Origin of the sequence: Parvibaculum sp., assembly GCF_045863935.1 — a bacterium.
GTDB lineage: Bacteria > Pseudomonadota > Alphaproteobacteria > Parvibaculales > Parvibaculaceae > Parvibaculum.
Genome location: NZ_BTVP01000026.1, coordinates 1 through 19,457 on the forward strand (window position 1 = coordinate 1; position 19,457 = coordinate 19,457).

A 19,457-nucleotide genomic window follows, 5' to 3' on the forward strand; every position below is an offset into this window, starting at 1 on the left:
CCTTCAATTGACGGACTCTACTCAAATCTGGAGGAAGTTCAGGGGCTCACGTCAGGTGTGCTGATAGACACGCAGAAGATCGTCCCAGTTAACATCGTTAGGCATGGCCGACTTCTTCGTTGAGTTCAGATCTCAGATCGTCGGGCACATCAAACAACGTGATGCTGTTTTCCTTTGGATTGTAGCTTACCTTGCCTGCGTGGAGCGCGGAGCGCTCAAACTCCACTGACCAGTTGGCGGTCTTTCTCTTGAAGTTGATCAACCCCTTCAACGCCCGGCGGTCAGCCACGAAACCATCATTCAGACTAAGGTTGGGATCACACAAGACATCCGACAACTTCTTCGGTTCATGCGGATACAGCTCATTGGAAAGAGCTTCGAAATCAATTGGTTTGTTCGCACGCGCGTCACGGTCACATATATCACGTGCTTTTTGCATGAACTCTTCTCGCGCTACCGCGTCCAGTTTCTGCTGGTCTGCAAATCGTTTTAGAGCTGACACCAAAGAAGTCGTTTCAACTCTGTTTTGAATTGCGGTATCGCAACCGAGAAATTCTTTGAAGTAGTCTGCGACGTTCCCTTTTCCTTTCACGAAACCAATGTATCGCGCCTCATCGTTTGCCCAACCTGACAGGTTCACCCGCCCCGCAAAACGAAACCCCTCCACATCAAGATGCGTAACATCTTCCAAGTTGTCATTCTTTGTGAGCATCGCGCTGAGCTTGTCCGTAACGATAGCGACGAGAAAGTACTGCGAACCATCCGAAGAGAAATGCGTGAAAAATACATGCCCCCCGGTTGAAGCAACTTTCGCCTGTGCTTCTTTTTGGAGGGTATCCATGAGTGCCAAGGTAAGCTCGTCGAAGGTTGATTTACCCTCGATGTAAATCTTCAAATTCTTTGAAGTGGGGTAGTTGTCTACCTTCTCAGAGAACTTCCCGTAGGCTTTAGAGGTACGCCGTCCATATAAGTTGTGAAGCTCATCCACTAGGCGCTGGACCGTCGCACTTACCGCAACGTTGCTGTTCCCCTTGGTAACAACGTAAGCATCGTCTTTTCGCTTGAGATGATGAATTGCAACGTTTGCGATTGTCGTCGCCATAGTGTCCCCCTAAGCCATCTATCCGGGGATTATTTTCCTAAATGCCTGATTTGCCAATATTTAAAGCCGCACCCTCCTCAGCCGCAGCGCATTCCCGATGACCGACACGGACGACAGCGACATGGCCGCTGCGGCGAAGATGGGGCTCAGGAGGAGGCCGAAGGCGGGGTAGAGGAGGCCGGCGGCGATGGGGACGCCCGCCGCGTTGTAGACGAAGGCGAAGAAGAGGTTCTGGCGGATGTTACGCATGGCGGCCTGGCTGAGTTCGCGGGCGCGCAGGATGCCGATGAGATCGCCCTTCACCAGCGTGACGCCCGCGCTTTCCATCGCGACATCGGTGCCCGAGCCCATGGCGATGCCGACATCGGCGGCGGCGAGCGCGGGGGCGTCGTTCACGCCGTCGCCCGCCATGGCGACGACGCGGCCTTCGGCTTGCAGGCGCTTCACGACATTGCTCTTGTCTTCCGGCAGGACTTCGGCCTCGACCTCATCGATGCCGATTTCGCGGGCGACCGCTTCGGCGGTCAGGCGGCCGTCGCCGGTGAGCATGACGATGCGCAGGCCCTCCTCGCGCAGGCGGCGGAGCGCTTCGGCGCTTGTTTTCTTGATCGGGTCGGCGACGGCGACGAGGCCGGCGAGTTTCCCGCCGACGGCGACGAAGACGACGGTGGCGCCCTCGCCACGCAGCGCATCGGCACGGGGGACGAGCGGCGTCACATCCACACCCAGCTCATCGAACAGGGCACGGTTGCCGAGGGCGACTTGCTTCCTGTTTTCCGGGCCGCCGATGGAGCCCGTGACGCCCTTGCCGGAGGGCGCGTCGAAATCCTCCGCCTGCTGAAGGTTCAGGCCCTCCTGTTTCGCGGCGGCGACGATGGCGGAGGCGAGCGGGTGCTCGCTGCCGTTTTCGAGGCTGGCGGCGAGCGTCAACAGGTCTGCGCGCGAGGTGCCTTCCACCGGCTCGACGGCGCGCAGCACGGGCTTTCCTTCGGTGATGGTGCCCGTCTTGTCGATGACCAGCGTGTCGACCTTCTCGAAACGCTCCAGCGCCTCGGCGCTGCGGATGAGGACGCCAAGGCCCGCGCCGCGGCCCGTCGCCACCATGATGGACATGGGCGTGGCAAGGCCGAGCGCGCAGGGGCAGGCGATGATGAGGACGGAGACGGCGGCGACGAGCGCATAAGAGAAGGCAGGCTCGGGGCCGAAGACCATCCAGGCGGCGAAGGCGAGGACCGCGACGGCGATGACGGCGGGGACGAAATATGACGCGACCTTGTCGGCGAGGCCCTGGATGGGCGCGCGCGAGCGGCCCGCCTCCGCGACGAGGGCGACGATACGGGCGAGCACCGTGTCCTCGCCGACGCCTTCGGCGCGCATGACGAAACTGCCCTGCCCGTTCAACGTGCCGCCGATGACGCGGGCGCCCGGCTCCTTCTCCTGGGGGAGGCTTTCGCCGGTGACCATGGATTCGTCGACCGCGCTGCGGCCCTCCACGATGTCGCCGTCGACGGGCACGCGCTCGCCGGGGCGGACGCGGAGACGGTCGCCCTTCGCCACCTCCTCGAGCGGCACTTCCTCGTCGCCGCTCTCGCCGACGCGGCGGGCGGTGCGGGGGGCGAGGTCGAGAAGCGCGCGCAACGCGTCGCCGGTGCGCTCGCGGGCGCGCAGTTCCAGCACCTGGCCGAGCAGCACCAGCACGGTGATGACGGCGGCGGCCTCGAAATAGAGGGGCACGGAACCGTCTTCCATCCGGAAGGCTTCCGGGAAGAGGCCGGGGGCGAGGACGGCGACGAGCGAATAGGCATAGGCCGCGCCGGTGCCGATGGCGATCAGCGTGAACATGTTGAGGTTCATCGTGCGGAGCGAGGCCCAACCGCGAACGAAGAAGGGCCAGCCCGCCCAGAGGACGACGGGCGTTGCCAGCGCAAGCTGCGCGAAGCCCGAGGCGCGCGCGGAAATGGGCAGATGAAGGCCGAGGAGATGACCGCCCATTTCCAGGGCGAAGAGCGGCAGCGTGAGGACGAGACCGATCCAGAAGCGGCGCGTCATGTCGCGCAGCTCCTCGTTTTCCGGCTTCTCGCGCGAGACGGTCATGGGCTCCAGCGCCATGCCGCAGATGGGGCAGGAGCCGGGACCGTCGCGGACGATTTCCGGGTGCATGGGGCAGGTATATCTAGTGCCGGGCGCAACGGGGCCGGAGGGCTTCGCGGGCGCATGATGGGCGTGGCCGTGGCAGCAGGAGGCCTCCGGCTGCGCAGGCGCGAGGTATTTCTGCGGATCGGCCGCGAATTTGCCCGCGCAGGAGGCCGAGCAGAAATGGAAGGTCTGCCCTTCATGTTCATGGGTATGGGGCGTCTTGCCCGGCACGACTTCCATGCCGCAGACGGGGTCCAGAACCTTGCCTTCACCGTTCATCGCTCGATTTCTCCTTATCCGGTCAAGGGCAGGAAGATAGGGCTTCCAGCAACTGGAAGGTCAAGGGCGGGGTATGCTTGACGCCCGGGAGCCGGGCTGGCACTTGGAAAGACGCCGCGTCCGGGCACTCGAGAGGTTGTGCGCTTTTGCCTGCTGCCATCAAACACTTCGCGATCGCCGTTCTGCTCGCCGCGCTGGCGGCGGCACCGGCTTATGCGGAGGAGACGGCAGAGAGCGGCGAGCGCGAGGCCTATTCCTGGGAACGGCCGGAAAGTGCCATTGCCTTTACCACGCGGATCGAGGGGCGGCGCATTCCCGATTACCTGCGCAGCCTGATGGAGGAGGCGCAGGCGCTGCGGCCGGAAGCGGAAGACGGCGTGCCGCCGCCGACGACGCTGGCGCAGCTTCGCCGCCGCGCGGAGGAAGACGCAAAGCAGCTCAAGGAAGTGCTGCGCTCGGAGGCCTATTACAATGGCAGCGTGAGCGCCTCGGTCAGGCAGGAGCAAGGCGGCGCTTTCGAGATCGTCTATCTCGCGGTGCTCGGGCCGCGCACCATGATCCGCAGCTTCACGATGCGCTATAGCGGACATCCAGATGGCGGGCCGGGGCTCGTCGAGGACGCCACCGAACTCGGGCTGCAGCCGGAGCGCGCGGCAACCGCGCAGCGCGTGATCGACCTCACGCAGCAGGCGATCCAGCATCTTTACAATAATGGCTATCCGGACGCGCAGCTCGACCGGCGGCGCGTTATCGTCGATCTTTCGGCAAGCCTTGCCGATGCGACGCTCTTCATCACGGCGGGGGAGCGATATCTCTTCGGGCCGATGCTGGTGACGAATGAAGGGGGCCGCACGGACGAGGACTACGTGCGCGAACTCGCGGCAATCGAACCCGGCACGATCTATAGCCGCGCGCAGGTGGATGCGACGACGGATGCGCTGAGAAAGACGGGGCTCTTTTCAGGCATTGCCATTTCGTCCGGCGAGGCGGAAGACGGCGCCCTGCCGCAGCGGATCGAGCTTACCGAGCGCGAGGCGCGCACGGTGCGGCTCGGCGTCCAATGGTCGACCAGCGAGGGCGCGGGCGTGACCGGGAGCTGGGAGCACCGCAATCTCTTCGGCCGGGCCGAGACGCTGACACTCGCGCTCTCCATCGCGGAGATCGAACAATCGGCGACGGCCGATTTCCGCAAGCCGCATTTCCTCCGGCCCGACCAGAGCCTGCTCGCCGGTTTCGAAATCGCGCATGAGGACAGCGAGGCCTACAAGGAAGACCGCATCAAGACGGGCGTCTCGCTCGAACGGGTGCTGAGCGAGACATGGACGGGATCGCTCGGCGTGACCTTCCAGCTCTCGGAGACTGAAGATTCGAACGGGCGCATCAGCTACCAGCTCTTCGGCGTGCCGCTGACGCTCCGCTACGACACCTCGGACGACCTGCTCGATCCGACGGAGGGGTTGCGCGCGATGCTGCAGGGGACGCCCTATTTCGGCACCAGCGACGAGAAGGCGACGACCTTTACCAAGCTTGAAGGCGTTGCCGCCACCTATCTCACGCCGGTCGACGGCCTCACCTTCGCCTTTCGCGGGCGCTACGGCATGATCGCGGCGGGGGAGACGGCGGATGTGCCGGGCTCGACGCGCTTCCATGCGGGCGGCGGCGGTTCCGTGCGCGGCTATGGCTACCAGATGGCGGGGCCGCTCGACGCCAACAACGACCCGACGGGCGGGCGCTCCGTGCTCGAAGCGAATGCGGAAGCGCGCTGGCGCGCCTTCGAGGATATCGGTCTTGTCGCCTTCATCGATGGCGGACAGGCCTTCGAAAACACCGTGCCGTCGTTCAGCGATCCGCTGCTCTGGGGCGCGGGGCTCGGCCTGCGCTACTACACGCCGATCGGGCCGGTGCGCGCCGACGTCGCGATCCCACTCAACCGGCGCAAGAGCGTGGACGACGCATTCCAGATCTATGTTTCGCTGGGGCAGGCTTTCTGATGGCGCGGGCGGAGACATATTCGCGCGAGCGCGGGCGCACCCGACGGATCGCAGGCGCCGTAATGGCGCTCGTCTTCATGCTTGCCGGATTTGCGCTCGCGCTCGTCGCGCTCGGCGCCGGGCTTCTCAACATCGCGCCGCTCCGGCATGCGCTTCTTCAGATCGCGCTCGACGCGGTGAATTCGGGCGAGACGAAGGTCGAGATCGGCGACATCGGCGGCGCCTGGCCCGCGCGGCTGCGTCTCGAAGGTCTCACCATCGCCGACGCGCAAGGGACCTGGCTCCGGCTCGACGAGGCCGAACTCGACTGGCGGCCGCTGGCGCTGTGGCAAGGACAGTTTCACGCGACGCGGCTCGACGTGACGGGGCTCGACGTCGCACGGCTGCCGGAAGGCGGCGAAGAGAGCACGGCGGATGGCGGATTTTCGCTGACCGCCCTTCCCTTCGAGATCGTACTCGACAGCTTCGAGACGAAAGGCATTTCGATCGGGCAGCCCGTCATTGGCGAGGCCGTCGCCTTCGAGGCGGAGGGCGCGCTGGCGATGACGCGCGGCGGCAGCGCGCTCACGCTGCAGGCCCGGCGGACGGACGAAACGCCGGGGCGGATCGATGCCGACATCTCTTATGTGAACGGTCCGGAACGCGGGCGTCTCAAAATCGACGCGGAAGACGGCAGCAAGGACAAGCCCGGCATCGCGGCGGCGCTGACCGGGATGCGCGAGTTCGACCATGTGACGCTCACAGCCGAGGGCCAGAGCCTTGCGGGGCTCATGACCGGGCGCGCGAGGCTCGATGCGGGAGAGGCGCTGACGCTCGACGCGAAGGCGCATGGCGGGATCGCGGAGAACACCAATCTCAATGTCGCGGTGGATGCGGCAGGCACTCTCGTTGCGGAGACGCTCGACTTTGCCGCCGTCCCCGGAGGGGCCGCACCGCGCCATGCGCGCATCGAAGGCAAGATCGCGGCGCGGGAGGCGGGCAGCTATCACATCGAGATGCTGAACGCGGAAGCGGGCGCGCTCGCGCTGACCGGCTCCGGCATGGTGGAAGCGCCGGCGCAAGCGCGATGGACGCTCGACGCGGAAGGCACGCTGACGGGGCTCGGCAGGGTTGCCGGGCTCGAGGATGCTTCGCTTCTCGACGCGGCGGGCTGGCAGATCAAGGGCGATACGGATAGCGGCTTCACGCAAGTCAGCATCGGCGAGGCTGTGCTGAAAACGGAAGTGGGCATAGCGCGCTTCAGCGGCGAGATGACGGATGGCGAGGACGGCTTCGCGATCGCCGGCGATGGACGGGCGGAGATCACCGATCTTGCCCCCCTTGGCGAAATGGCCGGACAGCGCCTGACGGGCAAGGGCATGCTCACCGTTGCGGGGCTGCGCTATGACGAGACCGGCGGCGCCGCGGGCGTCGCACTCGAAACGAGCGCCATTGAGACGGGCGATGAAAGCCTCGACGCGTTGCTCGCCGAAGGCCTGCGCGGAAAGGCGGACCTCGCCTTTGGCGCGGATGGCGGCTTTTCCGCATCCGGCGTCACGCTCAAGGCGGCGCAAGGTTTTACGGCGGAGGGACAATTCAGTCTCGATGCGGGAGGCGCGCTCGATGGCGAGGCGCGGATCGCGGCAGACGAGATTTCCGGGATCGCGGCTGGCGTGGCGAGCGGCGCGCTCGATGCGACGGCGCTTCTGTCGGGAAGCATGGAGAGGCCGGGTCTCGCGCTCGATGCGGCGCTGACAAAGGGCACGCTTGGCGGCATGGATGCGCGCGAGGCGAGGCTCAAGGCGGATATAAGTCAGGGCAAGGGACCGGTCTCCTTCACGATGAAGGGCGCCGACGGCACGGCGCGGCTCGACACGGACCTCACGCTGCCGCCGGAAGGCGGCGCGCGCTTCGAGCGCATCGACGCCAATCTTTTCGGCGCGCGGCTGCAGGGCGACATGGCCGTTTCCGATGCCGGGCTTCTGAGCGGCAGGCTCGCCGGCGAGCGCGTGGCGCTGCAGCCGCTCGGCGCGCTTGCGGGCATCGCGATGGAAGGCAGCGCGGCGATCGAGATCGCCCTCGATGCGCAGGGGGGCAAGCAGAGCGCGCAGGCGCGTCTCACCTCGCGCAAGATCGACATGCAACTCACCGGCAGCGTGACGCTGGAGCGCGTGGAAGCGGAAGCAAAAGTGTCGGATGCTTTCGGCGATGGCGTGCTCGACGCGCGGGTCTCGGCGGAAGGCGGCGGCAGCGGCAATACGCGCTTCACGGAAATGACGGCGAACGCGAAAGGCCCCTTCGACCGGATCGTGATTTCGGCAGCGCTCCGGGGCGAGCGGCTGACCCTGGAGGCGGAACCCGTGGCGCTCGACGCGGAGGCGCTCTACGAGCCCGCCGGCGTGACGCTCAGCCGCTTCGAGGCGCAGGTGGGAGAGGCGCGGGCCGCGCTCGCTTCGCCCGCAACCGTCGAACTGAAAGAGGGACTGACGCGGATAAAGAGCCTCGCGCTCGACTTCAACGGGCCGAAAGGCCCCGGCCGCCTCGACGCCTCGCTGACGCTCCGGCCGCGTGCTGCAACGCTCACCGCGATGCTCGCGACGCTGCCGGTCGAACTCGTCGTGCCCTTCCTGCCGATGGAAGCGGTGGGCGGCACGATCTCGGGCAAGGCCGATCTCGATACCGGCCGCGAGGGAGGCCAATTCAATCTCTCTTTCGAGGATGTGGTGCTGACGGAAGCGGGGCTCGACCGGCTTCCCGCCTTCGGCGCAACGCTGGATGCTACATGGGCGAAGCGGCGGCTCGAAATTTCGGCGCGGGCGCGCGGCATTTCAAAAGAGCCCTTCATGCTCGACGGATCGCTGCCGCTGGTGCGCGACCCGCAAGGCGCATGGCCGGTGGCGGCGGCACGCGGGCCCGTCGAAGCCTCGCTCACCTGGCAGGGGCCGATGGCGTCGCTGATGGCGCTTGCCGACCTGCCTGGACAAAGGCTCACGGGCGATACGGATGTCGCGCTCCGGGCGGAAGGCGACATATCGGCGCCGCTCGTTTCGGGGCGGGCAACCCTGCGGAACGGCACGTTCGAGAATTTCGAGACCGGCACGGCGATGCGCGATCTCGACATCACGGTGGAGGGGGAACGCAGCGAGCGGCTGCGCTTCACGATGAGCGCGCGCGACGCGGGGCAAGGCCGGATCGAGGCGGAGGGCACGGTGTCGCTTGCGGCCGATGCGGCGGACGCCCTCAGCATGCGGGTGCAGCTCGACAAGATGGAGATGGTCCGGCGGCGCGACCTCGTGCTCGGCATGGACGGCACGCTGACGCTGACGGGGCACGCGCTTCCGGCGAGCCTCGAGGAACCGCTGCGCCTCGAAGGTGAACTCACGACGACAACCGCGCGCTTTCGCATTCCCGACCGGATCGGCGGCGGGGTGCCGCATATCGACGTGATCGAAGTTCAGGGGCCCGGCGAGGAGGTTGTGGAAGACCCGCAGGAGACGCCGCCCTTGCCTATGGTGCTGGACGTGACGCTCCGGATCGGCACTCCGCCCGCGCAGGTGACGGGGCGCGGCGTCAATTCGCTGTGGACGGGCGCGGTGACGGCGACCGGCCTTGTCGAGGATCCGGTGCTCGATGGAAAACTCACCGCCGAGCGCGGCACGCTCGATTTCGCGGGCAAGACATTCACGCTGAAGCGCGGGAGCGTGGCCTTTGCGGGCGAGAAGCCGATCGACCCGAATATCGACATCGCGCTGGTCTATTCGCGCAGCGACTTCAGCGCGACGGTCGGCGTCAGCGGACACGGCTCGTCGCCCGCGATCGACCTCACCTCCGAGCCGTCGCTGCCGCGCGACGAGATCATCTCGCGCATCCTGTTCGGGAAGAATGTGGGCGAACTCAGCGCCTTCGAGGCGGCGCAGCTTGCCAATACGGCGGCGGAGCTTTCCGGCAGCGGCATCGGCGGCTTCGGCCTCCTGAGCAACATACAGAACGAGCTCGGTCTCGACGTGTTGCGCGTCGACACGGGCGCTTCCGGAGGCACCACCGTTTCGGCCGGAAAATACCTCCGCGAGGGCGTCTATGTGGGCGTGGAACAGGGCGCGCTGGCGAGCGACTCGAACGTGAAGATCGAGATCGACGTTACCGACAATATCAGCGTCGACACAAAGATCGGCAACGACGCCTCAAGCGACGTCGGCGTCAACTGGAAGTGGGACTACTGAGTTATTGTCTTGTCAGCGGCCGAAGCCGCCATCCGGCGTGACGCCATCGGTCGTGTGGGCGCCGGAGGTGAAGTCCTGGATCCGGTCGAGCTGCTCCTGCTTGCGGATTTTCTCCTCGCGCTGCCGCCGCTCATATTCTTCGGCATACATTTCCGCATCGCGATTTTCAGGCGTGTCGAATTCCTCTTCGACGTCGGAGCGATAGTTGACCGGAGGCGAGTCCACGGGGTCCGCCGTCTCGTAATGGATGTCGCCCGAGGGGGCCGCTGCCGGCTCCTCGGCGAGGGCAGCCGAAACGGCGAGCAGGGGCAGAGCCGATGCCAACGCGATACCGAGGAACAAGTTCTTTCCGCTCATGCCAATGCGCCTTCAAGAGGGGGCGGGTTCGCCCTTCGACCACTATTTAAGTCAGCTTACAGCAAATCCCAGCCCCGGGGAGCGGCGGATTTGCCACGATCCGCCGCCAATTTGAGCCGTCCCGCCTCGGGACAGGCGTGCCGGGCGGGCGCTTTTCCTCCGTGCACGGACAAGACTGTCCGCGCGCGGATTTCGCTGTTGCAGCAAGCTTTTTGCGTCCGCAGCAATGGACAATCTGCCGCATGGGCCGGGCGGCCAATGGACATTCTGTCGCGGAGCCGGGGGGACGGAAATAGGTATAATTTTTCTATGGATATCAGACCCGGAAGCAACCGGGCCCCGGGAAGAGAGTGGCTGAGTACCGAGATGACCAAGATTACCTATATCGAAAACAACGGCACGGAACACACGGTCGACGTGGCGGAGGGGCTCTCCGTCATGGAAGGCGCGACCCGCTACACCATTCCCGGCATCGAAGGCGACTGCGGCGGGGCCTGCGCCTGCGCCACGTGCCATGTCTATGTCGAAGACGGCTGGTTCGAAAAGCTAACCCCGATGGATGAACTCGAGCGGGACATGCTCGACTTCGCCTTCGATGTGCATCCGAACAGCCGACTCTCATGCCAGATCAAGGTGGACCCATCGCTCGACGGCCTCGTCGTGCGCACGCCTGCCCGTCAGTACTGAAACGAACGAGAACCCCGGCCGCAAGAAGAACGGCAAGCGGCCCAAATCAGGAGGAAGGCCATGAGTGCGAAAGCGAAGGTCGTCAACAAGGGCGACTGGAAAGTGACGATGACGCCGGACGACATCTACCGCAACCCGATGGATATCGCCTGGACGTTCGACTACATGTTCTCGGAAGACAAGGTCGAGGACCTGTACAAGCGGGCGAAGCAGAACCAGTGGGATTCGGACGATCTGCTGCCCTGGGACACGCAGGTGGACCCTTCCCGTCCGCTGATCGCGAACGACAGCGACATCTATCACAAGATGCCGTTCTTCAAGAAGCTCTCGAAATCGCAGCAGGAAACCTTTACCGCGCATTCGACCGCGCAGCTCCTGTCGCAATTCCTGCATGGCGAACAGGGCGCGCTGATGACGGCGGCCTGCGTGACGCATTCCGTGCCCGATGAAGGCGCGAAGCTCTATGCGGCGACGCAGACGATGGACGAAGCGCGGCATGTCGAGGTCTATTCGAAGTATTGCGACAAGATCGCGATCATCTACCCGATGTCGCCCTGGCTGAAGCAGCTCATCGACGTGACGCTTCAGTCCGACCGCTACGAGAAGGTGATGATCGGCATGAACATGATCGTCGAGGGTCTCGCACTCGGTGCCTTCAACAACATGTACCGCACCACGACCTGCCCGCTGCTGAAGCAGCTCACCTTCAACGTGATGCGCGACGAGAGCCGGCATGTGTCGTTCGGCCATGTGTTCCTCGGGCCGGTGTTCAAGAAGATGCACAAGGACGACCTGGAGGAACTCGCCGATTTCGCGTTCCAGGCGGTGAATATCCTCGTCAAGGCGCAGACGGCGGGGACGATCGCCAACAAGGTCGATCCCGGCTTCATGCAGGTGCTGGAGAATAGCGGCATCGACGCCGACGACTTCTTCAAGGGCCTGCAGGAAGCGGCGGATGCGGGCATCGCCAGCGAATTGCCACCCGGCCAGGTGCATGCGCTGAAGGACCTGATGATGCCGGCGCTCGCCCGTGTGGGCCTGCTGACGCCGACGGCGCGCAAGAAGTACGACGAAGCGGGTATTCCCGTGTTCGACGACATCCGCGTGCTGCAGGCGATGGAAGGCGGCCACCCGACGGGCAACGCGGCCTGAGCAAAGACGAGTATAATGACGACTACCCCGGCGGCGCCGCCGCCGGGGTCTCTTATCCGAATGAGGCGGGAGCACACTCATGAGCAAGGACGACAGCGCGACCGCCGGATTCCACCGGATGCTGGTGGAGGGCGTGCCCGAAGCGATCATCGTTTCGACACCCGAAGGCGAGATCACCTATTTCAACCCGGCTTCCGAACGGCTGCTCGGCTACAGCGCCGCGGAAGTGACCGGACGCAACATCGCGACGCTCGTTCCGCAACAGCCGGGGCAGCGGGCAGACCCCGTGAAGTGGCTGCAGCGCTGGGCGGCGGAACCCGAACATGAGCAGTCGCGCTATCTCGACCTCATCGCGCGGCGCAAGGACGGCACGGAATTTCCCGCCGATGTGCGCGTGGTGGAGGCGAAGCTCGACGGGGCGCGCCGGTTTCTCATCACGTTCCGGGACAACACGACGCGACGGCAGGAACATATCGCCTTCAAGGAGAAGAACCTGCTCTTCTCCCGCATCCTGATGGTGGCGGAAGACGGCATCATTTCGGTCGATGCGGACCAGAAGATCGCCTTCTTCAACCTGAAGGCCGAGCAGATGTTCGGCTATCGCGCGGAGGAAGTGCTCGGCCAACCGCTCGCGATGTTGCTGCCGGAGCGCTACCGCGCCGCCCATAACAAGCAGCTCGTGGATTTCGGCAGGGGCCGGGATGCCTCGCGCTGGATGAGCGACCGCGGCCCCGTGACCGGCCTCAGGAAGGACGGCACGGAGTTTCCGGTCGACGCGACCATCACCAAGGTGGAGACGGGCGGCCGCATGACCTATACGGCGCATCTCAGGAGCAATGCCGGCAAGACGCGCCGCATAGAAAGCTAGAGCTTCACCACGAGCTTGCCGATATTGCCGCCGTCGAAGAGCTTGTTGACGGCGACGGGCGCGTTTTCGAGGCCATCCACGATGGTCTCGCGATGCTTGAGCTTTCCTTCCACCACCCACTGGGCAAGCTGCATCGCGCCTTCGGCGAACTTCTCCATGAAGTCGATGACGATGAAGCCGCGCACTTCGATGCGGCGCATCAGGATGGGCGAGAAGTCGCCGCGCATCGCCGGATCGCCGGTATTGTAGCCGGAGATCATGCCGCAGAGGGGCATGCGGCTGAAGAGGTTCATGCGGGCCATGACGGCTTCCATGATCTCGCCGCCGACATTCTCGAAATTGACGTCGATGCCGTCCGGCGTCGCGGCGGCGAGCTGTTCGCGCCAGTCGGCGCGCTTGTAATCGACGGCGGCATCGAAGCCGAGATCCTCGACGATGTGGCGGCACTTGTCCGGCCCACCCGCGATGCCGACGGCGCGACATCCCTTGATCTTCGCGATCTGTCCGACGACGGAGCCGACGGCGCCCGCCGCCGCCGAGACGACAACGGTCTCGCCGGCCTTCGGGCGGCCAAGATCGAGCAGGCCGAAATAGGCGGTGAGACCCGTCATGCCGCAGGCGCCGAGCATGACCGGCAGATCGACCGGCAGGCCTTTCGGCAGGACGCTCATGGCGCGCATCCCTTCGTCGGCGATGCAGTAGTCCTGCCAGCCGGTGAGGCCGCTCACATGATCGCCTTCCTTGTAGCGCGCAGAATTCGACTTCACGACGACGCCGACGCCGCCGCCCCGCATGACCTCGCCGATGCCGACGGGCGGCATGTACTGGTCCATGTCGCTCATCCAGATGCGGTTCGTCGGATCGAGGCTGAGATAAAGCACACGCACGAGCGCCTCGCCGGGGCCGGGCTCGGGAATGCTCTCCTCCACGAAATCGAAATTCGACTTTTCGATGCGGCCGGTGGGGCGCGTTTTCAGGCGGAACTGGCGGTTGACGTCGTTTTTCATGGATGGTCTCCGGGTTGCGATAGCGGAATGGCGGTGCGCCTCGGCCTCACGGCATCACGATTTCGAACCAGAAATCGAAACGGTCGAGGAGCGAAAGGAAAGTGGCGAAGGGCTCGGCGTCACCATCGACCGCAACGCTTTCATGCGGCAAGGCGATCTCGCCGATGACGAGGCTCGCAAGTGCGCCCCGCGTGAGCGAGACAGTGGGCGCATCTTTCGCCACGCGGTCCGGATAGTGATGGAAGACGGCGTTCTCGACGGTAACGAGAAAGCGTTCGCCCGTGTCGGTGAAGCGGAGGTTCAGCGCAATCTCGCGCGCCCCTGCCCGCTCTCCGTTGAGACGGACGGACAGCGAATCGAGCAACCGGTCCGCCGGCAGCGAGCGCAACTGACCGGCCGCTCCCTGACGCGGCACATCGGAAGGCGGGCGCGGATTGCGAAGCTCCATCGCTGCCGTGAGGTAGAAGGCGCGCCAGGGACCGGACTCCGCCTGATAGCCGAGCTGCTCCAGCGCATCCGCCTGCAGGTGTCGGGCATCCGCATTCGCGGGATCGGCGAAGACGAGATGGTTCACGAGTTCCGCCACCCAGCGGTAGTCGCCCTTCGCGAAGGCGGCGCGCGCCTTTTCGAGGAGCGCCGCCGCACCGCCCGCCAGATCGACATAGCGCTTCGCGGCTTCGACCGGGGGGTACTTGTGGAGGTTCGCGGGGTTGCCGTCGAACCAGCCGAGGTAACGCTGGTAGACGGCCTTCGCATTGTGATTGAGCGTGCCGTAATAGCCGCGCGTGTACCACTCGGCGGCGAGCGTCGGCGGGAGTGCGATCGCTTCCGCGATTTCGAGCGGCGTGAGGCCGTGATTGGCCATGCGCAATGTCTGGTCGTGGATATATTTGTAGAGGTCGCGCTGCTTCTTCAGAAAGGCGGTGGCGGCACCCGAACCCCAGCGCGGCCAGTGGTGGCTGGCGAAGAGGACATCCGTTTCCTTCCCGAAGAGTTCGATCGCCTCGTCGATGTACCAGCTCCAGGATTTCGCATCGCGCACCTGCGCGCCGCGCGGCGTGTAGATGTTGTGGAGATGGCAGGAGCAGTTCTCGGCCATGCAGAGCGCCTTGAACTGCGGGAAGTAGAAATTCATCTCGGCGGGCGCCTCGGTGTCGGGCGTGACCTGGAAGACGATCTCGATGCCGTCGACGACGATCTTCGTGCCCGTCTGCGAGATGCTTTCGGTCGGCGGCACGAGGCTCACCTGCCCCATCGACACCGTCTTGCCGAGGCCGGAATCGACATGGCCCTTCGCATTGCGCGGCAGGAGCGCGCCATACATATAAGTCGCGCGGCGGCCCATGGCATTGCCCGCAAGCACGTTCTCGCTCACCGCCTCCTCGAGGAACCCTTCGGGTGCAATGATGCGCAGGCCCTTTTCGATATCTTCGTCGGAGAGCACACCCTTGATGCCGCCATAATGATCGACATGGCTGTGGGTGTAGATGACGCCCGTGACAGGCTTGTCGCCCCTGTGCTTGCGCATCAGCGCGAGAGCGGCGGCGGCGGGCTCGGCCGAAATCAGCGGGTCGATGACGAGGTAGCCGGTGTCGCCTTCGATGAAGGTGATGTTCGAAAGATCGAAGTTGCGGACCTGATAGATGCCCTTCGTGACCTCGAAGAGGCCGTGGACGGAATTCAGCTTCGCCTGGCGCCAGAGGCTCGGGTTCACCGTGTCGGGGCAATCGCAATGCTCACCCGCGAAGGCGAATGTGCCCATGTCCCAGACGGCATGCCCTGCCTCGTTCAGCACCTTCGCGTCGGGAATGGTGGCAATGAAGCCGCGCTTCACCAGTTCGAAGTCGGCGCCGCTGTCGGGCGGCAGCGTCTTTGCGAATTCCGCGAGCGCGCGCCTGGTTGCTTCTGTGGCGTCCTTCGGCTGTTCCATGACGTTCTCCCCCGGCTGTCCCTGTGCGAATCGGCGCCTCGTGGCGGGCGCTCTTGCAGTGTGGCGGGAGAGTATATCGCGGGGGCAGCCGGACCAAGCGGGGCCGTGGGCGCGTCAGGCGGATGGCGGGGACAGGTCGAAATGCGAAAGGAGGAAGATCAGGTCGATTTCGCCCCCGGTGCGGCTCAGCGGTGCGAGCAGAAGCTCGGCGGCGATGAAGGACTTGCCTTCATGCAGAACCTCGCCCGCCCCGCGAAGGGGCGCGCCCATTTCGATCACCGTTCGCACCGCGCCCTCCCAGCGCTGCAGGATTTCCGGCGCGAGCACCGTGTGGAGCGGCTTCTGGTGGAGGGGCCCGAAGACTTCCTCCATCTTCGGCGCGGCTAGCCGGGGAAAGATTTCGGAGGCACCGCCCGCGCGGCGGATTTCGAAAAGCGACAGGTACGGCAGGATGCCGGGAATTTCCTCCGGGCGGATGTCCGAGAGACAAGGCATGGCCCGGCCTGCCGCCTTCTCGCGCCAATAAGCGAGACCTTCGTTCAACGCCGGATGGTTGAAGTCCAACTCGGCGTCGAGTGCGATGGGTGGCAGGGTGATCGCGCGTCTCTGCACATTCCCGGTGCTCATGCAGGTCCCCCCGTTGGCGCTGCTGCTCTACCGCGGGAGCCCCCGCGACAATTCGCGCAGCCGTGTGTGAGCCTAGTACGCTACGAAGCCTATAAAAACGCCAATTTTTTCAGGGTATTAGACTGAGGACCCGGAATGGCGCAGAACAGGCGGCAGTATCCGGTTGAATGATATTGCGAAGCATTATTATTTGTGTTTGAACAACGGCCGATGGCGAAGGCGTCCCAATGGTGCGACGATACGCCGAGATCAGATGGTGACGACATGACCGACGGTAAAGCGTTCTGCGGGCACGCAATTCTGCTCAAGCTTTGTTTTGCGGCGCTGGCCGGCGCGCTTTTCCTCGCTGCGCCCGCAATGGCGCAGGAGACCCCCGCTTCGGAACCGACGCTCACCGGCACGGCGCCGGACGAAGGCGCCGCAATGCCCGAAGGCGCCATCGGCGTCACGGAAGAAGGGCTGGCAGGCGCCGCGGATGCGGAGACGAGCCTCGCCCTGCCCACCGACCTCTCGCCCTGGGGCATGTTCCTCGCCGCCGACATCGTTGTGAAAGCGGTGATGATCGGCCTCGTCTTCGCGTCGGTCGTCACATGGACGATCTGGTTTGCCAAGCACCTGGAAATTTCGCGCGCCAGCCGCCGCGCCAGAGCCGCCTTCGCAACGCTTGCGGCCGCAACCTCTCTCGACGAAGCGGGCGCGGGCCTTGCAAAATCCAGAGGCCCGGTGACGCTGCTCGCCGATGCGGCGATTCAGGAAGTCGCGATTTCCGGCGACACGCCCGAAAAGGAAGGCGTGAAGGAACGCATCGCCTGGCGCTTCCAGCGCATCGAGGCGAATGCCGCGCGCGAAATCGGCATCGGCACGGGCGTGCTCGCGACCATCGGCGCGACGGCGCCTTTCGTCGGGTTGTTCGGCACGGTCTGGGGCATCATGAACAGCTTCATCGGCATCGCGCATACGCAGACGACGAACCTCGCCGTCGTCGCGCCCGGCATCGCCGAAGCGCTGCTCGCGACGGGGCTCGGCCTTGTCGCCGCCATCCCGGCGGTGGTGATCTACAACTCCTTCTCGCGCTCGATCGCGGGCTACCGCGCGCTCGTCGCCGACAGCTCGGCTGAACTGCTGCGCCTCGTCAGCCGCGACCTCGACATGGGCCGCCGCCCGCGGCTCGCCAAGGCGGCGGATTGAGCCATGGCCGTCCGTCTCGATCATGGCGACGACGATCTCGCCGAAGTTCATGAAATCAACGTCACGCCGTTCATCGACGTGATCCTGGTGCTGCTGATCGTGTTCATGATCGCGGCGCCGCTTGCGACGGTGGATGTGCCGGTGGACCTGCCCTCGGCCAATGCCGAACCGCAGCCACGCCCGACGGAGCCGCTGTACCTGTCGGTGACGTCCGATCTCGGCCTGCTCATCGGCGAGGAACCGGTGAGCGAAGAGGGGCTTGCTGCCGCTCTCGAAGCGAAGACGGGCGGCGACCGCGAGCAGCGCATCTTCCTGCGCGCCGACAAGACGGTCGATTACGGCGCGCTGATGGACGTGATGAACGAGCTTCGCCGCGCGGGCTATCTGAAAATCGCCCTTGTCAGCCTGGAAGCCGCGGCAGCGCCATGAGCATCGCTCTCTCCGGTGGGGCTCATATTTCTCCTCGCGAGGCGGGGCATACCGGCGTTGCGCCTTTCTGGCGAGGCGGCGCCGCTTTCGCCATTGCCGCCCATGCGGCGGTGGCGGCGGGGGTCATCTTCTGGCAGTTCGGTCATGAGCCGCCGCAGGAGAGTGCGGCTGCCTTCACGATCGATCTCGCGCCGATGGTGAGCGCGCCGCCCGTGCCGGAAACGAACCTGCCCGAGGGCCCCAAGGAAGAAGAGACACCCGAGGAGATCGTGGAGCCCGCGCCGCTGCCCGAACCGCCGCTGCCGCGCGACGCGGTCGCGGAACCGGAAAAAAAACCCGAACCGGTAAAGAAGGAAGTGAAGGAGGCGACGGCGCCGCGCGCGCAGAACCTGCCGCCCGCCGCAACGACCGCAGCACCCGCGAATGCCGCGCCGAGCGACGCCAGGACCCGCGCCCTGCCCACGTATCAGCAGATGCTGCTCGCGCATCTGGAACGCTACAAGCGCTATCCGCGCGGGCCGCAGCGGCGCGGCCAGGAGGGTGTCGTCTATGTGCGCTTCGAGATCGACCGGCAAGGGAAGCTTCTCTCGCACAGCCTTGGCAAGAGTTCGGGTAATTCGCAGCTCGATGCCGGCGGGCTGGAAACGGTGGTGAGAGCCGATCCCTTCCCGCCCCTGCCGGACGCGATCTCCGGGCCGACGCTCGAAGTGACCGTGCCGATCCGCTTCAACCTCGACCGGTGATCGCGACTTACTGCTTCAGGACAAGATCAGCCCGCCATCGACGATGAGCGTCTGCCCGTAGATGTAGGAGGAGAGCGGCGAGGCGAGGAAGAGCGCGGCGCCCGCCATATCCTCCGGCGTGCCGAGGCGGCCTGCCGGGATGCCGCGGATAGCCATTTCGCGGCGCTTGGGATCGTCCGTCGTCACTTTCGTGAGCTTGGTATCGACGAGACCCGGCGCGATGCCGTTCACGCGGATGCCGTCGCCTGCCCAAGCCTCTCCCAATGTGCGCGTGAGACCGACGGCGCCCGTCTTCGATGCGTTGTAGGCGGGGTTGCCGCGCGTCGCATGGAAGCCCGCCGTCGAGCTCACGGTGATGAGCGTGCCTTTCGCGGCGGCCAGCATGTCGTGAAATTTGATGGCGCAGGCCATGAGGCTGTTCAGGTTCACATCCATGACCTTCTGGAAGCCATCCATCCTGAATTCGCCGCGCTTGTAGATGACCGTGCCCTGGGAGAGCACGAGAATGTCGAGCGAGGAGAAGGGCGGCTTGTACGCCTCGATGGCGTCGAAATCGGAAATATCCATCCGCGCGTAGTGAAGGCCCGTCATGCCGGAGCCTTCGGTGCCTTCGTAGTCCTTCGCCGAGGCGCGCGTGCCCCAGATGTGGACCTCGGCGCCGCGCTCGCGAAAGGCATGGGCGATGCCATTGCCGATGCCGCTCGATCCGCCGACGACGAGCGCACGCTTGCCGGTGAAATCCATGTCCTTCATTGCGTTTCC

15 protein-coding genes are annotated in these 19,457 nt (G+C 65.1%); 8 read left to right on the plus strand and 7 right to left on the minus strand.

Features of this window, described 5'->3' with window-relative positions:
• Positions 1–97: 97 nt before the first annotated feature.
• On the minus strand, positions 98–1,102 hold the full coding sequence (locus ACKUUH_RS11735; RefSeq protein WP_407950106.1) for a nucleoid-associated protein: 1,005 nt from the start codon (positions 1,100–1,102) through the stop codon (positions 98–100).
• A 60-nt stretch (positions 1,103–1,162) separates the two neighbouring features.
• Positions 1,163–3,535 (minus strand): heavy metal translocating P-type ATPase, encoded by a 2,373-nt coding sequence (locus ACKUUH_RS11740; RefSeq protein ID WP_407950147.1) that lies wholly within the window; start codon positions 3,533–3,535, stop codon positions 1,163–1,165.
• 128 nt (positions 3,536–3,663) lie between these two features.
• Here ACKUUH_RS11740 and ACKUUH_RS11745 point away from each other — a divergent pair, with 128 nt between their 5' ends.
• Positions 3,664–5,508: an autotransporter assembly complex protein TamA gene (locus ACKUUH_RS11745; protein WP_407950107.1), complete on the plus strand. Its 1,845-nt coding sequence runs from the start codon at positions 3,664–3,666 to the stop codon at positions 5,506–5,508.
• The gene (locus tag ACKUUH_RS11750; protein WP_407950108.1) at positions 5,508–9,707 is read left to right on the plus strand and encodes a translocation/assembly module TamB domain-containing protein; all 4,200 of its coding nucleotides are present in this window, start codon (positions 5,508–5,510) and stop codon (positions 9,705–9,707) included. Before ACKUUH_RS11745 ends, ACKUUH_RS11750 begins: the two co-directional genes overlap by 1 nt.
• Positions 9,708–9,719: 12 nt before the next feature.
• Here the strand turns inward: ACKUUH_RS11750 and ACKUUH_RS11755 are convergent, their stop codons facing one another.
• A complete protein-coding gene (locus tag ACKUUH_RS11755) occupies positions 9,720–10,064 on the minus strand; it encodes a hypothetical protein (protein ID WP_407950109.1) in 345 nt (114 codons plus the stop codon).
• A 366-nt stretch (positions 10,065–10,430) separates the two neighbouring features.
• Here ACKUUH_RS11755 and ACKUUH_RS11760 point away from each other — a divergent pair, with 366 nt between their 5' ends.
• From ACKUUH_RS11760 to ACKUUH_RS11770, 3 genes are all read left to right on the plus strand, one after another.
• Positions 10,431–10,751 (plus strand): 2Fe-2S iron-sulfur cluster-binding protein, encoded by a 321-nt coding sequence (locus tag ACKUUH_RS11760; protein WP_407950110.1) that lies wholly within the window; start codon positions 10,431–10,433, stop codon positions 10,749–10,751.
• A gap of 60 nt (positions 10,752–10,811) precedes the next feature.
• Positions 10,812–11,903 (plus strand): ferritin-like domain-containing protein, encoded by a 1,092-nt coding sequence (locus ACKUUH_RS11765; RefSeq protein WP_407950111.1) that lies wholly within the window; start codon positions 10,812–10,814, stop codon positions 11,901–11,903.
• 79 nt (positions 11,904–11,982) lie between these two features.
• On the plus strand, positions 11,983–12,771 hold the full coding sequence (locus tag ACKUUH_RS11770) for a PAS domain-containing protein (protein WP_407950112.1): 789 nt from the start codon (positions 11,983–11,985) through the stop codon (positions 12,769–12,771).
• Here ACKUUH_RS11770 and ACKUUH_RS11775 read toward each other — a convergent pair.
• The 3 genes from ACKUUH_RS11775 to ACKUUH_RS11785 form a co-directional block, all read right to left on the minus strand.
• Positions 12,768–13,778 (minus strand): NADP-dependent oxidoreductase, encoded by a 1,011-nt coding sequence (locus ACKUUH_RS11775; protein ID WP_407950113.1) that lies wholly within the window; start codon positions 13,776–13,778, stop codon positions 12,768–12,770. The genes ACKUUH_RS11770 and ACKUUH_RS11775 overlap by 4 nt on opposite strands.
• Before the next feature lie 46 nt (positions 13,779–13,824).
• Positions 13,825–15,708: an alkyl/aryl-sulfatase gene (locus tag ACKUUH_RS11780; protein ID WP_407950114.1), complete on the minus strand. Its 1,884-nt coding sequence runs from the start codon at positions 15,706–15,708 to the stop codon at positions 13,825–13,827.
• Between the two features lie 114 nt (positions 15,709–15,822).
• Positions 15,823–16,335: a PAS domain-containing protein gene (locus ACKUUH_RS11785; protein WP_407950115.1), complete on the minus strand. Its 513-nt coding sequence runs from the start codon at positions 16,333–16,335 to the stop codon at positions 15,823–15,825.
• A 264-nt stretch (positions 16,336–16,599) separates the two neighbouring features.
• Between ACKUUH_RS11785 and exbB the strand changes: the two genes are divergently transcribed.
• Genes exbB through ACKUUH_RS11800 form a run of 3 tightly spaced genes read left to right on the plus strand, consistent with a single transcriptional unit; the run spans position 16,600 to position 18,695 of the window.
• The gene (gene exbB / locus ACKUUH_RS11790) at positions 16,600–17,523 is read left to right on the plus strand and encodes a tonB-system energizer ExbB (RefSeq protein ID WP_407950116.1); all 924 of its coding nucleotides are present in this window, start codon (positions 16,600–16,602) and stop codon (positions 17,521–17,523) included.
• Between the two features lie 3 nt (positions 17,524–17,526).
• Positions 17,527–17,952, plus strand: a complete 426-nt coding sequence (gene exbD / locus ACKUUH_RS11795) for a TonB system transport protein ExbD (protein WP_407950117.1) — start codon at positions 17,527–17,529, stop codon at positions 17,950–17,952.
• Positions 17,949–18,695 carry a TonB family protein gene (locus ACKUUH_RS11800; protein ID WP_407950118.1) on the plus strand — a complete coding sequence of 249 codons (747 nt, stop codon included), beginning with the start codon at positions 17,949–17,951 and terminating at the stop codon, positions 18,693–18,695. Before exbD ends, ACKUUH_RS11800 begins: the two co-directional genes overlap by 4 nt.
• Before the next feature lie 15 nt (positions 18,696–18,710).
• On the opposite strand, the gene ACKUUH_RS11805 is transcribed toward ACKUUH_RS11800, so the two are convergent.
• Entirely contained in the window at positions 18,711–19,448 is a 738-nt protein-coding gene (locus ACKUUH_RS11805; protein WP_407950119.1) for an SDR family NAD(P)-dependent oxidoreductase, read from the minus strand.
• Positions 19,449–19,457: the final 9 nt, after the last annotated feature.

Excerpts from the sequence above, each read along its gene's own strand:
- ACKUUH_RS11735 (WP_407950106.1), bottom strand. The coding sequence starts at position 1,102 with ATGGCGACGACAATCGCAAACGTTGCAATTCATCATCTCAAGCGAAAA.
- ACKUUH_RS11750 (WP_407950108.1), top strand. The coding sequence starts at position 5,508 with ATGGCGCGGGCGGAGACATATTCGCGCGAGCGCGGGCGCACCCGACGG.
- ACKUUH_RS11755 (WP_407950109.1), bottom strand. The coding sequence starts at position 10,064 with ATGAGCGGAAAGAACTTGTTCCTCGGTATCGCGTTGGCATCGGCTCTG.
- ACKUUH_RS11760 (WP_407950110.1), top strand. The coding sequence starts at position 10,431 with ATGACCAAGATTACCTATATCGAAAACAACGGCACGGAACACACGGTC.
- ACKUUH_RS11765 (WP_407950111.1), top strand. The coding sequence starts at position 10,812 with ATGAGTGCGAAAGCGAAGGTCGTCAACAAGGGCGACTGGAAAGTGACG.
- ACKUUH_RS11770 (WP_407950112.1), top strand. The coding sequence starts at position 11,983 with ATGAGCAAGGACGACAGCGCGACCGCCGGATTCCACCGGATGCTGGTG.
- ACKUUH_RS11775 (WP_407950113.1), bottom strand. The coding sequence starts at position 13,778 with ATGAAAAACGACGTCAACCGCCAGTTCCGCCTGAAAACGCGCCCCACC.
- ACKUUH_RS11780 (WP_407950114.1), bottom strand. The coding sequence starts at position 15,708 with ATGGAACAGCCGAAGGACGCCACAGAAGCAACCAGGCGCGCGCTCGCG.
- ACKUUH_RS11785 (WP_407950115.1), bottom strand. The coding sequence starts at position 16,335 with ATGAGCACCGGGAATGTGCAGAGACGCGCGATCACCCTGCCACCCATC.
- exbB (WP_407950116.1), top strand. The coding sequence starts at position 16,600 with ATGACCGACGGTAAAGCGTTCTGCGGGCACGCAATTCTGCTCAAGCTT.
- exbD (WP_407950117.1), top strand. The coding sequence starts at position 17,527 with ATGGCCGTCCGTCTCGATCATGGCGACGACGATCTCGCCGAAGTTCAT.
- ACKUUH_RS11800 (WP_407950118.1), top strand. The coding sequence starts at position 17,949 with ATGAGCATCGCTCTCTCCGGTGGGGCTCATATTTCTCCTCGCGAGGCG.
- ACKUUH_RS11805 (WP_407950119.1), bottom strand. The coding sequence starts at position 19,448 with ATGAAGGACATGGATTTCACCGGCAAGCGTGCGCTCGTCGTCGGCGGA.